Raw genomic sequence first — 13,927 nt, forward strand, 5'->3', positions numbered from 1 at the left:
CAATTCCTGTTGACCTGTGGCTCAGGATTTTTCGCTTGATCGGCTGCTGACATTTCGTCCATTTAGCGCCGGCGGGCTCCGAGAGCCGCAGAGGGGGCCCCATGGCGCGCGACACAACCGATTTCCGGGCAATCGAAGGCATCGACGAACTGGTCGAGCATCTGGCCGAAGGCAACAAGCCGCGCGACAAGTGGCGCATCGGGACCGAGCACGAGAAGTTCCCCTTCTATGTCGACGGGAACGCGCCGGTGCCCTATGGCGGCGAGCGCGGCATCCGCGCCATCCTCGAAGGCATGCAGCAAAAGCTCGGCTGGGACCCGATCATCGATGACGGCCGCATCATCGGCCTGGTCGAGCCGACCGGACAGGGCGCGATCTCGCTGGAGCCTGGTGGCCAGTTCGAGCTGTCGGGCGCGCCGCTGGAAACGATCCACCAGACCTGTCGCGAGGGCAATGCGCATCTGGCGCAGGTCCGCGAGATCGCCGAGCCGATGGGCATCCGCTTTCTCGGCCTCGGCGGCAGCCCGAAATGGTCGCTGGCCGAGACGCCGAAAATGCCGAAATCGCGCTACGAAATCATGACCCGCTACATGCCCAAGGTCGGCACCAAGGGTCTCGACATGATGTATCGCACCTGCACCATCCAGGTGAACCTCGACTTCGAAAGCGAAGCCGACATGCGCCGCAAGATGCAGGTGTCGCTGAAGCTGCAGCCACTGTCGACGGCGCTGTTTGCCAACTCGCCCTTCACCGACAGCCGGCCGAACGGGCTGCAGAGCTGGCGCGGCGACATCTGGCGCGACACCGACAACCAGCGCTCGGGCCTGCTCGAATTCTGCTTCTCGCCCGAGTTCGGCTTTGCCGACTATGTCGAATGGGCGCTCGACGTGCCGATGTATTTCGTCATCCGCGACGGCCACTATCACGACATGACGCACATCACCTTCCGCCGGTTCATGGCCGGCGCTGCCCGCAATGAAGTACCAGACGGACTGCCGACCATGGGCGACTGGGCGAACCATCTGTCGACGCTGTTCCCCGACGTCAGGCTGAAGCGCTTCCTCGAAATGCGCGGCGCCGATGGCGGGCCGTGGCGCCGCATCTGCGCACTGCCGGCCTTCTGGGTCGGGCTGCTCTATGACGAGGCCGCGCTCGACGCCGCCGAGGCGCTGACTTCGAGCTGGACGTATGAAGAAACGCTGGCGATGCGCAATGCGGTGCCGGAACAAGGCATTTCCGCGCCGTTCCGCAACACGACGCTGCGTGAGATCGGCCGCGATGTAATGACGATTTCGCGCCTTGGGCTGAAAAATCGCGGCAGGAAGAACCGCGACGGCTATGACGAGACCTCGTTCCTCAACACGCTGGACGAAGTCGTGGCGCGCGGTACCACCAGTGCTGAGGAAATGCTGTCGGCCTACCACACGCGCTGGGGCGGCTCGATCGAGCCGGTGTTCATGGAATATGCGTATTAGCGTCGCGCCTTGAGCAGCGGCAAAAGCCGCTTCAATCGAACATCGAAACGAACTAGGTTCTCCCTCGAGGATTTCCCGGAGGAGAAACCGATGCCTACCTTGTTCGACATATTGGCGCAGGCGCAGAACGGCAACGGCATGCAGGCGCTTGCCCAGCAGTACGGGCTTTCCATGCAGCAGACGCAGGCGGCTGTCGCCGCTCTGCTGCCGGCCTTCTCGCAAGGGTTGCAACGCAACACCGCCGATCCCTATGGGCTAGGCGCCTTCATGACGGCGATGGCGAGCGGCCAGCACGCGAAATATTTCGAGGACGCGACCAGGGCTTTCTCACCGCAAGGCGTCAATGAGGGCAATGGCATTCTGGGTCATCTGTTCGGCTCGAAGGAGCTGTCGCGCGCGGTGGCCAGCCAGGCCGCGCAGGCGACCGGCGTCAGCCAGCAGATCCTGCAGCAGATGCTGCCGGCCATCGCTTCGATGGTGATGGGCGGATTGTTCAAGCAGACGACAAACCAGTTGACCGGGGGTCAGATGCAGGCCGCCGGTGGCTTCGGCGGCGGCAGCAATCCGCTCGGCGAGATCATCGAACAGATGATGCGGCAGGCGGGCGGCGGGGCACAGCCTCCGCCGCAGCCAGCACCCAATCCTTACGGTGAGAACCCGCTGGGCAAAGTGCTGCAGGACATGTTCGGCGGCGGCGCCCAACAGCCGCAAAGCCAGCCGCAACAGGCGCCCAACTCCTATGGCGACAATCCGCTGGGCAAGGTGCTGCAGGACATGTTCGGCGGTGGCGCGGCACAGCAACCGCAGGGCCGGCCGCAGCAGCCAACACAGCCGCAACAGACGCAGAGCCCTTACGGCGACAACCCGCTGGGCAAGATTTTTGAAGAGATGATGCGGCAAGGCGGTGGTGGCGGCTTCGGCCTGCCCGGTGGGCAGCCGGCGCCGCAGCAGCCGCAAGCACCCCAGCCGCGACAGGCACCGCAGGAGCGCGAGGCGCCGCAACCGCAGGCCAATCCGAGCGGCAGGCCACGCAATCCGTTCGACGATATTTTCGGCAAGATGTTCGAGACCGGCGCCCAGCAGCGCGACGACTATCAGAAGGGCGTGGAAACGATCTTCGACCAGTTCAAGCGGGACATGGACCGGCGGTAGTTGGCGGTAGTTGGGCGCTGACCTTCGCGGCTTCGGAGCAAGGAACGAAGCGAGCGGCGCAGACCGCACGATGACGACGGAGCTTTAAAAGAAAAGCCCGGTCCTGGAGGAGGACCGGGCCAGTGTGCAGGCTGGCCGGCGGGGAACCGGCAGGGAGTGGGGAGCCTGCTATACTCGTTGGTCGCAGCGAGCCTGAGAAAGGTTCACGGCAACCGAAACAATGCGCCCGATATCACGCTATCTGGCGGGCGAGATCTTCGATCGTATCGGCACGATCGCTCGCAATCGCACGCAGCTTCACGGTCGGATCGGCGCCGAACGGCACATCGATGGCGACATGGAGGTCCGAGCGCGTCAGGCCGATATCGGCGAGTTCGGCGTCCGACATCTCGCCAAGGCGATAGAAGGCGCGGCGATTTTTCCAGGCCTGGTAGGCATTGAGAAGAGTGTTGGCCACGCGCGTCGCAACGGCCGGACGCGAGGTGATGCGCGAGGTCTCGGTGGCGAAATCAAACGTGGTCATGTCGGTCTCCTTCAGACTCGAACTGGACAAGACCAGGCGATCGGCGCTGGGGACAGCGGCCGTTCCGGTCTCGATTCACATGCTTTCATGTGGACAATGTGAATTTGCCACGCACCGATTGATTAATCCAACGAATGTTTCTAATCTTTAGCATCAACGCTAGTGATGGATTGGACCGATGAAAGCGCCACTCGATCTCGACCAGTTGCAGACCTTCATCTCGATTGCCGATACCGGCAGCTTCACCCGCGCGGCCGAGGAAGTGCTGCGCACGCAATCGGCGGTGTCGATGCAGATGCGCCGGCTGGAAGAGCGGATCGGCAAGCCGCTGTTCGAAAAGGACGGCCGCACCAACAGGCTGACCGAGGAAGGCGACAAGCTGCTCTCCTACGCGCGCCGCCTGCTCTATCTCAACCGCGAAACGCTGGCCGCCTTCGATGACCAGCGGCTCGAAGGCACCATCCGAATCGGCACCCCCGACGACTATGCCGACCGGTTCCTGCCCGAGATCATGGCGCGCTTCACGCGCTCCAACCCACGCGTCGAGCTGACCGTGATCTGCGAGCCGACACCAGGCTTGGTCGAGCATATCAAGCGCGGCAATCTCGATCTTGCGCTGGTGACGCACAACGATACGCGCGGCCAGTCGGAAGTGGTGCGGCGCGAGCCGCTGCTATGGGTGACCTCGGCCAACCATGCCACGCACGAACAGGAAGTGCTGCCGATGGCCTTCGGCCGGCCGAACTGCATCTGGCGGCGCGCCGCCGTCGATGTGCTCGACCGGCAAAACCGCGACTATCGAATCCTGTTCACCAGCTTCTCGGCCACCGTCATCACCGCCGCGGTGCTGTCGGGGCTGGCGATCTCGGTGCTGCCGGAATGCGCGCTGCGGCCCGGCATGCGAGTGCTGGGCGAAGCCGACGGTTTTGGCGCCCTGCCCGACTGCCGCATCGGCATCATGCGCGGCCAGACCTCGCGTCCCGAAATCGTCGACGCTCTGGCCCGGCACATCTCGGAAAGCCTCGACAATATTTCCGTGCCGCTCGGCGAAGAAACGGGAAGCTTCGATTTCGCCTCGCTCGCCTTCGCCAAGATGAAGCGGGGCAAGCCGAACCAGATCCTGCCTGGCTGGTAGGAACGATCAGGCCGACGCTGCCGCCTCCGTCGTTGCGTTGGCCGACGACAGGCCGGGCAGCGCCACCAATTGCGCCGGCTCCAGCGGCGGCGACAAGAGGTAGCCCTGCAGCTGCTGGCAGCCCATGGCGACCAGCAGCGCCTTTTGCACCTCGGTCTCTACGCCCTCGGCGGTGACCTCGACCTTGAGCGCGCCGGCGAGATCGATCAGCGCCTTGACGATGGCGCCCGAATTGCCGTCGCCGTCGAGAAGCCGCACGAAGGAGCGGTCGATCTTGAGCTTGTCGATGGCATGGCGGCGCAGATAGCTCAGCGACGAATAGCCGGTGCCGAAATCGTCGAGCACAATGCCGACGCCCGACTGGCGCAAGGCTGCCAGAGCCGCTCTGGTGGTGTCGTTGTTTTCCAGGAGAACGTTTTCGGTGATTTCGAGCTGCAGGCGCTTCGGCGCCAGTCCGGTTTCGGCGAGGATCGAGGCAACCTCTTCGGCAAAGCCGGCGTCGCGCAATTGCAGCGGCGAGACATTGACGGCGAGCCACGGCAGTTTGGTCTTCACGGCGAAGCGGCAGGCTTCCAGCAGGGCCCATGCGCCGAGCTGCCCGATCATGCCGCGTTCCTCGGCGATGGCGATGAACTGCGCCGCCGGCAGTGCGCCATGGACCTCATGCGCCCAGCGGATCAGCGCCTCGGCGCCGACAATGGTCTTGCCGTCGCTGGCAAAGACCGGCTGGTAGGCGAGCTTGATACCGGTGCCGCCATTCAGCGCGCTGCGCAGCTCGCTCTCGACCTTGCGCTTGCGCAGCAAAAGGTCGTCCATGTCGCCGGCGAAGACCTGGTAGCGGCCACGGCCGTTCTTCTTGGCTTCGTAGAGCGCGATGTCGGCCTTGCGCAGCAGATCGTCTGCGTCGGCATCAGGGCCTGTCGACAAGGCTATGCCGATGCTGGCGCTGATAAAGACCTGATCGTCCATCAGCTTGAACGGCTCCTGCAGTTTCTGCAGCACCCTCTCGGAAATATCCTCGGCGTTCCTTACGTCGCGGACATCGATCAGGATCACCGCGAATTCGTCGCCACCCAGTCTTGCCACCGTGTCGACGTCGCGAACCGTATGCTGAAGCCTGGCCGCCGTCTGGCGCACGAGTTCGTCGCCTGCCGGGTGACCAAGCGTGTCGTTGACATGCTTGAAGCGATCTAGATCGAGATAAAGCAGCGCGACCTTGCTTTCATTGCCGGAGGTAAGCAAGGCACGCCGCAGCCTGTCCTCGAACAGTGCCCGGTTGGGCAGGCCGGTGAGCGTGTCGTGAAAGGCGAGATATTGCGCCTGGGCCTGGCTGGTCTGCAGCGCCGATGACGCACGGCGCAGACGCCGGAGCAGAAAGGCGAGCACGCTCGCCGCAACCAGCGCGGCCAGAGCCAGGGCCGGGCTGGCCTTGCCCACCAGCGTCAGGCCGGGCCGTTCCTGGTCCCAGGCAATATAGCCGAGGATGACACCCTGTTTGTCGATAAGCGGAATGGCAGCCGAGCCAAGCGGCTGAGCCATCGGCAGGAGATGCGCCCCCGCCAGAAGATATTTCTGCGCGATCTTGCCGATCACCGCGTCGTTGATGAACTCTATGGAGACATGCAGATATTCGCTGCCGGATGCCTGGGTGACGCGATCCGAACTCGGCACCAGAGGCATGACGCTGAGTATGGCAGGCTGACCGCCAAGCGAGACCAGATCGTCGGCAACGAATTTTGCGCCGGCCTGGCTTGCGTCCTTGCTCATCATCTGGCGCAACCTGGCGATGGTCGGCCGCAAAGCGGGTTCGTCCTCGCCAAAGACGGCAGGCGACACGACCTTGCCTTCGCGCATGGCGTGGACCGGCCGGTTGGCGTCGTCCAGCACATAGACCCGGTTGTGGCCGTAATACGAGGACATCCAGACGCTGAGATTCTCTGCCATCCAGGTCTGGTTGCCGGCCTTGGCGTTGATAACGGAATCATCCCAGACGGCGACGCTTTCCTGCTCGCGCTTTACCGCGGCGATCTGGTCCTGCAGGCCGTTGGCCAGGAAAACCTTCTGCCGCTCGAGCGAGACCCGGTCGGCCTGCATGGTGGCGTAAAGGCCGAAGCCGACAACGATGGCCAGTGCAAAAACGGCAAGCGTCAGCACCGTCAGGGTGACCTGGAACGTCAACGGGCTGCGTTGTCTGCGGGCGCTCATGCGTCCTCCTTGGCCCAGAGTCAATCAGGACAGGCTTAAGATCAAGTTATGGAATCTTGACGCGGAGCGACAACAGCCGCTCAATCGGCCGATGAGCGACGCAGAATCCGAATCACGAACCAATGCCACCGAATACACGGTGAGCGAGATTTCCGGCGCGCTGAAGCGCACGGTCGAGGATGTCTTCGGCCATGTGCGGGTGCGCGGCGAAATTTCCGGCTATCGCGGGCCGCACTCTTCCGGCCATGCCTATTTCACACTGAAGGACGACCGCGCGCGGCTCGATGCCGTGGTCTGGAAAGGCACGATGAGCCGGCTGAAATTCCGCCCCGAAGAGGGGATGGAGGTGATCGCCACCGGCAAACTCACCACCTATCCCGGCAAATCCAACTACCAGATCGTCATCGACAATCTAGAACCCGCCGGCGCCGGGGCGCTGATGGCGCTTTTGGAAGAGCGCAAGCGGCGACTGCAGGCCGAAGGACTTTTCGATGCCGGCCGCAAGCGGCGGCTGCCGTTCATGCCGCGCACCATCGGCGTCGTCACCTCGCCGACCGGATCGGTGATCCGTGACATCATCCATCGCATCAAGGACCGCTTTCCGCTGCATGTGCTGGTCTGGCCGGTAAGAGTCCAGGGCGAGACGGCGGGGGCGGAAGTGACGGCCGCCGTCAACGGCTTCAACGCGCTGGCCTGGGATGGCGCGATTGCCCAGCCCGACCTTCTGATCGTGGCGCGCGGCGGCGGCAGCCTCGAGGACCTCTGGGGGTTCAACGATGAAGGGCTGGCGCGCGCCGTCGCCGCCTCGCGCATTCCGGTGATTTCGGCCGTCGGGCACGAGACCGACTGGACCTTGATCGACCTCGTCGCCGACATGCGCGCACCGACGCCGACAGGTGCGGCGGAGATCGCGGTGCCGGTGAAAGCGGACCTCGAAGCGACACTAGCCAGTCTTGGCGCACGTCTCAAAGCAGCCACCTTGCGCAATTTCGAACGCAAGCGGCAGGCCTCGCGTGCGGCGGCCCGGGCACTGCCCTCGCCCGACCAGTTGCTGGCGCTGCCGCGACGGCGGCTGGACGAGGCGGCCAGCCGGCTTAGCCGGGGGCTGATGGTCTCCACCGAAAGAAAGCAAGCTCGGTTCTTCGCCGTGAAGCTCACTCCGGCAACGCTGTCGCGGCGGATTGCCGAGGCGCGACGCACCAACGACCGCAACCTTTTGCGCGCCCAGGGGGCGCTGCGCGCATTGGCGAGAGCCCGGCGCGCGGAGTTGAATCGTGCGGCGGATCAGTTGCCAAAATGTGCGAAAGCATCCCTGCAACGGCACAGGCAGCAACTGGCTTTGCTGCAAGGCCGCATTACGATCGAGCCAACGGCACGGCGGCAAACCGTGCAGAGGGATCTTCTGACAGCTTTGACGAGACGAGGCACGCAAGCGGTACTGCTCAGGCTGGAGCGACTGCGCGGCCGCATCGTCCAATCCGAGAGGCTGATGGCAACGCTGTCGCACAAGGCTGTGCTGGCCCGCGGCTTCGCGCTGGTCAAGGATGCCGGCGGCGCGGTGATCAAACTGGCAGTTGATGTGGCGCCGGGCGCTGGCCTGCAGCTGGAGTTCGCCGACGGCATCGTAAATGCAGTCGCGACCGGCGACGCCGAGCGGGTGCAGGCCGTTGCCAAACCAGCGGCCACGCCGCCCGCCAGCAAACCCGCCGCAAAGCCGACGGCCAGCAAACCGAAAGAGCCGGGCAATCAGGGCTCGCTTTTTTAGAGGACCGCATGACCGGACATGACCCGCATCTTCAAACGCCGGCGGGCAAGCCGCGCGCGCGTGCTTTCGGCATTACCTTCGAGGGCACGCCGGGCGGCTTCAACGCCATCACCGATGTGCCCGGCGTATCGGTCGGCTATGCGACGCTGATTCCGGCGAGGGTCTGCTCGAGGTTGGCACGGGGCCGGTGCGCACCGGCGTCACCGCCATCCTCATCCCGGACGTCGATATCGATCCGTTCTTCGATGCGGTGGCGCAAGGCGTAGATCGATTTGGATAGAGGACAAGGCCTGGCGGCGCCAGGCCTGTTGCGTCACGGCTTGGCCGCGTTGCTCTGGTCGGCCTCGGCCGCCTCTTCGAGCCGCGATGCGATCAGTTCCTGGATGTCGCCGACTTCTTCCTGGATATCTTCCAGCGGAATGCCGACCTCAGCGGCCTTGGCCGCGCACTCCTTGGCGAGGGTCTCGGCCTGCTTCTCGATCTTTACCGGCGAGTGCTGGCAGTGGACCTTTTCACCGATCCATCCGCGCAAGAACTCGATCGCATGTTCACTCATACTGCTTTTCCCTGGCGGCTATGCCGGTTGGTAACCGTAAACGTCCGCACCCGGTAAAGGATGCATGCTGCCATTCGAACCGAGTCGGCTTCGCCCGGCAAGTTGATCTTGTCGGAGGTCCGAAGAGCCGAATGAAGGGAAGGGTTCAATGAGCACGTTCTGATTGTTTGATAGAGTGGTACGTTGGCCGGGATCGGCTTCGGCTCTATGCTGTTGTTCTTACGATCTTTTCCTGCTGTCGACGGCCGATTTGTATCACAATAGGGATCACAACGCGTAACACATTTTCTGCTGCTTCGTGGTACACCGCCACAGCTACACGGTCGAAGCCGCCGCTATATAGTGACATCATTATGCGATGTCGACTCTATCAGCCATCCTGCTTCTTTCCGCCGCGCTGTGTCAAACGTCATCCCCGTCCAGTATGGAGATTGGATGGCCCCGGAAGGCGTATGAAGATGTTGATTTTATTGCGTTTCGTGAGCCAAAATCAGAAAGCTCTCGTCAGCGTCACCCCGCTCGACTGCCTCCGCCACACTCAGCGCCTCCGACGTCGATTCCTTGCACGTAAGGCGCGGGCCGGATGAACGACAACATTGGCGCTTTGGCAGCGCGCTCCTGCTAAGGACGATGTCTCGATGCGACAAGCTCTGCCTTGCGCTGCGCCGTCTCCAGCCCGATTGAGATGAAGGCGCGCGCATGCCGGGCCAGTTCCATATTGTCGGCCCACAGATTGCGCCAGATCGCGGTCTTCCGTGACAGGTTCTCGTCGACGATCTTCGACGAGAAGGATTCAAAGCTGAGGTCGTCCCTATAGCCGATTGCGGTCAGCGCATCGAAGATAGCGGCAAAGTCGATATTGCCGGTGCCGAGGAAACCGCGATGGCTCTCGCCGATATGGACATAGCCGATCTTGTCAGCGGCATGGCGGATAGCCAGTCCGACATCGGCCTCCTCGATGTTCATGTGGAAGGTATCGAGATGCAGGAAGATGTTGTCGGAGCCGGTGTCCGCGATGAAGGCCAGGCCTTGTGAAGCGGTGTTGAGCAGATTGCTTTCGAAGCGGTTGACGATCTCCAGATTGAGCGTGACGCCGGCGGACTTGGCCGTCTCCGCAACCTTCGCAAGTGTCCCCGCGCTGCGGTTCCACTGATCGCGCGTCGGCGCCTGCGTCTGCAAGCCGTGGCTGGTGCTGAGGATGCCGCCAATCTTCTGGCCGCCGAGATCGCGGGTGAGCGCGATCGTCTCGTTGAGGATCTCGACGCCGCGCGCGGCAACCGCCTTGTCGGCACTCGAAATGTCGCCGTCGGCCGGCAGGCCGATGCTGATCGCGACGCCGAGCTTGAGGTCGGCGATGCGCCTGGCCAACCCGCCAACGTCGACATTGGCCGGGTCAAGATAGGAGAACTCGATCAGGTCGAAGCCGGCCTCTCTGGTGTTGGCCAGCGTGCGTTCGAGGTCGCCTTGCGCCGAACTCGCCGACCAGACGAAGGAATGAATACCGATGCGCGACATGATCGTCTCCCGTTTCTGGAATTGAGATGCGGCCGGGTTGCCCCGGCCGCATCGGCCTTGGGAGGCTTAGCGGGCCGCGGTCCAGCCCTTGTAGTCTTTCAGGTTCTCGGCCGTGATCAGCTTCGGGTCGAGCAGCACGGTCGGCTCCGCCGGCTTCTTGCCGGCAAGCAGCTCAGCCGCCATCGTCAGCGACTGGCCAGCCATCACGTAGGGATCCTGCGAAGCCGAGGCCTTGATCATCGAGGTGCCGGAAGCGAGTTCCTTCTCGATATCGGGAGCGCCATCCACTGCGGTGAAGATGAACTCCGAGCGATTGAGCTGCTTGGCCGCAAGCTGGGCGCCGATCGCCGTCGGATCGTTGATGGCAAACACCGCATCGATCTTGTCGAAGCGGGTGAGCAGCGACTGGAAGACCTTCAGGCCGCCGTCGCGCGAGCCTTCGGCATTCTGGTCGTCGGAGAGGATCTTGATGTCGGGGTGTTTTGCAAGGACGTCCTTGCAGCCCTTCACCCGCTCCAGGATCGACGACGACGCCGGGCCGTTGAGGATAACGTAGTCGCCCTTGCCGCCGGTGTGGTCGACCAGATACTGGCAGGCCTCTTCGCCGGCCTTGACATTGTTGGTCATCACGGTGACGTCGGCGCCTGGCGCCGAGACGTCGAAGGCGGCAACGACGATGCCCGCTGCTTGCGCCTTCTTCACCGCCGGGCCGATCGCCTTGGCATCGACCGCATTGAGCATGATCACGTCGACCCCGGCGGCGATGAAGGAATCGACCTGAGAGACCTGCTTGTTGAGGTCGTAGTCGGCCGACACTGAGGTTACCTCGACCTTCGGGTTGATCTTCTTGGCCGCGTCCTCGATACCCTTGATGGTCGCGACGAAGAAGGGGTTGCCGAGCAGGCCGACCGAGATGCCGACCTTGTTGAGGTCCTTGGCCGATGCGGGCGCGATGGCGGCAGCCGCGAGTGCGACGCCGCAGAGCAGTTTAGCGATGGTCTTCATTGCTTTCCTCCAATTGCCCCGCGCCTCTCACGGTGCGTTACACAAACCGGTCGTTTACGCCGGCGACCAAGGTCAATCACGTTCTCGCTCCTGCCTGGAGCCTGTAGCGGTCGAGGGCGACTGCCACGATGATGACCAATCCCTTGATGATGTACTGCCAGATGTCCGAGACACCGGCCAAGATAAGCCCGTTGGAGAGCACCGCTATGATCAGGCCACCGATCAGCGTGCCCCAGATCGAGCCGACGCCGCCGACGAAGCTGGTGCCGCCGAGAATGACCGCGGCGATGGCATCCAACTCGTAGGACTGGCCGAGTTGCAGCCCGTTGGCCGCATAAAGCCGGGCCGCTGACATGGCGCCGCCAAGGCCGGCCAGCAGGCCGGAAACGCCATAGACAAAGAGCAGCACCAGCGGCACCTTGATGCCGGTCAGCCGCGCCGCTTCGGCATTGCCGCCGACGGCATAGATCCAGGTGCCGAGCACGGTGCGCTTGAGCACCAGCCAGGACAGCACCACGACCGACAAGGCGATGATGACCAGCCAGGGAATGCCGAACAGCGTACCGTTGCCGATGAAGTCGAACGGCAGGTCCGAGTTGAACACCGTGGTGTCCTGGCCGAGCAGGCGGGCGACGCCGCGCACAGCGGTCAGCGACCCCAGCGTGACGATGAAGGGCGGCAGTCTGATATAGGCGATCAGCAGCCCGTTGATGACGCCGAAGCCGAGGCCGACGAGAATGGCCGCCGGCACGCCCAGCAGTCCCCAATCGGGCACCAGCGACACCATCACCGCCACCATCGCCGAGGCGGCAAGTATCGAGCCGACGGACAGGTCGATCCCGCCGGTCAGGATGACGAAGGTCATGCCCGCTGCCAGCACGATGTTGATCGACGATTGCTGCATGACGATCAGCAAATTGGTCTGGGTGAAGAAGCGCGCGTTCATCAACTGGAAGCCGACCGCCAGCAGGATCAGGATCGGCAGCATGCCAAGGGCGGCGAAGGCGGTGCGCAACCGCCGGCTCCTGCCGAGAGCCTGGCCACTGATCTCGGTCGCCTTGTGGGTCATCCCTTGGCCGCTCCCGTTGCAAGTTCCATGATTGCTTCCTGGCGCAGCGGCTGGTCTTTGGACGCCGTAACCTCGCCGGCAATCGTGCCGTCGCGCATTACCAGCACGCGGTCGGCAACGCCGATCACCTCCGGCAGTTCGCTGGAGATCATCAGGATGGCGATGCCCTTTTTGGCGAGATTGTCGATCAGCCGGTAGATTTCCGACTTCGCTCCGACATCGACGCCGCGCGTCGGTTCATCCAGGATGACCACTTGCGGCTCGGTCTCGAGCAGGCGGGCAAGCAACACTTTCTGCTGGTTGCCGCCCGACAGCGAACCCGCATTGGCCTGTACCGACCTGGTGCGGATGGAGAGATCCGAAACGGCAGTGGCAGCACGTCTCTCGGCGGCTTTGAAATCGCGCAAGCCGCCGGGCCGCGCATCCCTGGCCAGCACGCCCATGCTGATGTTGTCGGAGATCGACATGTCGAGAAAGAGGCCGAGCTCCTTGCGGTCCTCGGTGAGATAGGCGATGCCGGCATTCAGTGCCTCGCTTGGCGAGCCGATGGTTACGGGCTTGCCGTCGAGTTCCAGCGTGCCGGCGATGCGTCTGTCGGCACCGAAGATCAGTCGCGCGAGTTCGGTGCGGCCCGAGCCGACAAGGCCAGCCAGAGCCAGCACCTCGCCCTTGTACAGTTCGAAGGAGCAGTTCTTCAGGAGATTGCCGTCCGCCATGCCGCGCACCGACAAGGCGACCGCGCGCTTGTTGTCCGGCGGGCGATGATCCTTCCTGTAAAAAGCGGACAGGTCGCGGCCAACCATCATCGAGACGAGGCGCGAGGCGTTCAGCTCGGCGCGCTCGAGTGTGCCGACATAGCCGCTGTCGCGCAGCACGCTGACACGGTCGGCCAACTGGTAGACCTCTTCCATGCGGTGGCTGATGTAGATGATGGCGATGCCTTCCGACTTCAGCGTCGCGATGACCTCGAAGAGACGGTCGGTCTCGCGCGAGGTCAGCGAGGTGGTTGGCTCGTCCATGACGATGATGCGCGCGCTGGTCGAAAGCGCGCGGGCGATTTCGACCAGCTGACGCTCGCCGAGCGACAGGCTGGAAACCTGGGCCCGTGCGGAGAAGGACACGCCGAGACGCTTGATGATCTCATTGCTGCGCCGGTAGCATTGGTCGCGGTCGACGATGCCGAAACGCCTCGGCTCATTGCCGAGGAAGATGTTCTGCGCGACCGTCAGGTTGGGCGCCAGCGACAGTTCCTGGTAGATAACCGCAATGCCGTGAGCCCGCGCCTTGATCGGGTCGCCGGTGGCGACCGGCACGCCGTCAATCAGTATCTCGCCGCCGGCATCAGGCCGATAGGCGCCGGACAGCACCTTCATCAAAGTCGACTTGCCGGCACCGTTTTCACCCATCAGCGCATGGACTTCGCCCGCATGGACGGTCAGCGACACGTCCTGCAAGGCGCGGACTGGCCCGAACGTCTTCGAGATGTGCCGCATTTCCAGCACTGGCCGGCGCGTGACTTCGGCCTGA

The 13,927-nt window shown here is 63.5% G+C and carries 11 protein-coding genes and 1 pseudogene; 5 read left to right on the forward strand and 7 right to left on the reverse strand.

Features of this window, described 5'->3' with window-relative positions:
• The first annotated feature begins 101 nt into the window (after positions 1-101).
• Positions 102-1,475 (forward strand): glutamate--cysteine ligase, encoded by a 1,374-nt coding sequence (locus NKL06_RS09210; RefSeq protein WP_023692353.1) that lies wholly within the window; start codon positions 102-104, stop codon positions 1,473-1,475.
• A 90-nt stretch (positions 1,476-1,565) separates the two neighbouring features.
• Positions 1,566-2,627 carry a DUF937 domain-containing protein gene (locus NKL06_RS09215; RefSeq protein WP_023692354.1) on the forward strand — a complete coding sequence of 354 codons (1,062 nt, stop codon included), beginning with the start codon at positions 1,566-1,568 and terminating at the stop codon, positions 2,625-2,627.
• Positions 2,628-2,859: 232 nt separating this feature from the next.
• Here NKL06_RS09215 and NKL06_RS09220 read toward each other — a convergent pair whose 3' ends face one another.
• A complete protein-coding gene (locus NKL06_RS09220; protein WP_023692355.1) occupies positions 2,860-3,150 on the reverse strand; it encodes a DUF1127 domain-containing protein in 291 nt (96 codons plus the stop codon).
• A gap of 178 nt (positions 3,151-3,328) precedes the next feature.
• On the opposite strand from NKL06_RS09220, the gene NKL06_RS09225 reads away from it, so the two are divergent.
• The gene (locus NKL06_RS09225; protein WP_023692356.1) at positions 3,329-4,285 is read left to right on the forward strand and encodes a LysR substrate-binding domain-containing protein; all 957 of its coding nucleotides are present in this window, start codon (positions 3,329-3,331) and stop codon (positions 4,283-4,285) included.
• A gap of 6 nt (positions 4,286-4,291) precedes the next feature.
• Here the strand turns inward: NKL06_RS09225 and NKL06_RS09230 are convergent, their stop codons facing one another.
• Positions 4,292-6,490, reverse strand: a complete 2,199-nt coding sequence (locus tag NKL06_RS09230; RefSeq protein WP_023692357.1) for a bifunctional diguanylate cyclase/phosphodiesterase — start codon at positions 6,488-6,490, stop codon at positions 4,292-4,294.
• 91 nt (positions 6,491-6,581) lie between these two features.
• Here NKL06_RS09230 and xseA point away from each other — a divergent pair, with 91 nt between their 5' ends.
• Together xseA and NKL06_RS09240 are read left to right on the forward strand one after the other, a co-directional pair.
• Positions 6,582-8,255: an exodeoxyribonuclease VII large subunit gene (xseA, locus tag NKL06_RS09235; RefSeq protein WP_023692358.1), complete on the forward strand. Its 1,674-nt coding sequence runs from the start codon at positions 6,582-6,584 to the stop codon at positions 8,253-8,255.
• An 8-nt stretch (positions 8,256-8,263) separates the two neighbouring features.
• Positions 8,264-8,469, forward strand: a pseudogene (locus NKL06_RS09240) (P1 family peptidase); the annotation flags it as partial.
• 99 nt (positions 8,470-8,568) lie between these two features.
• On the opposite strand, the gene NKL06_RS09245 reads toward NKL06_RS09240, so the two are convergent.
• The 5 genes from NKL06_RS09245 to NKL06_RS09265 all read right to left on the reverse strand — a co-directional run bounded on the left by NKL06_RS09245 (position 8,569) and on the right by NKL06_RS09265 (position 13,893).
• Positions 8,569-8,811, reverse strand: coding sequence for a DUF768 domain-containing protein (locus tag NKL06_RS09245; RefSeq protein WP_023670565.1), 243 nt, complete (start codon positions 8,809-8,811; stop codon positions 8,569-8,571).
• A gap of 621 nt (positions 8,812-9,432) precedes the next feature.
• Positions 9,433-10,326, reverse strand: coding sequence for a sugar phosphate isomerase/epimerase family protein (locus NKL06_RS09250; protein WP_023692360.1), 894 nt, complete (start codon positions 10,324-10,326; stop codon positions 9,433-9,435).
• A 66-nt stretch (positions 10,327-10,392) separates the two neighbouring features.
• Positions 10,393-11,331, reverse strand: a complete 939-nt coding sequence (locus tag NKL06_RS09255) for an ABC transporter substrate-binding protein (RefSeq protein ID WP_023670567.1) — start codon at positions 11,329-11,331, stop codon at positions 10,393-10,395.
• A gap of 76 nt (positions 11,332-11,407) precedes the next feature.
• Positions 11,408-12,400 (reverse strand): ABC transporter permease subunit, encoded by a 993-nt coding sequence (locus NKL06_RS09260; RefSeq protein ID WP_023692361.1) that lies wholly within the window; start codon positions 12,398-12,400, stop codon positions 11,408-11,410.
• Positions 12,397-13,893, reverse strand: a complete 1,497-nt coding sequence (locus NKL06_RS09265) for a sugar ABC transporter ATP-binding protein (RefSeq protein WP_050587058.1) — start codon at positions 13,891-13,893, stop codon at positions 12,397-12,399. Before NKL06_RS09265 ends, NKL06_RS09260 begins: the two co-directional genes overlap by 4 nt.
• Positions 13,894-13,927: the final 34 nt, after the last annotated feature.

This window comes from Mesorhizobium sp. C268A, assembly GCF_040324475.1.
Lineage (GTDB): Bacteria > Pseudomonadota > Alphaproteobacteria > Rhizobiales > Rhizobiaceae > Mesorhizobium.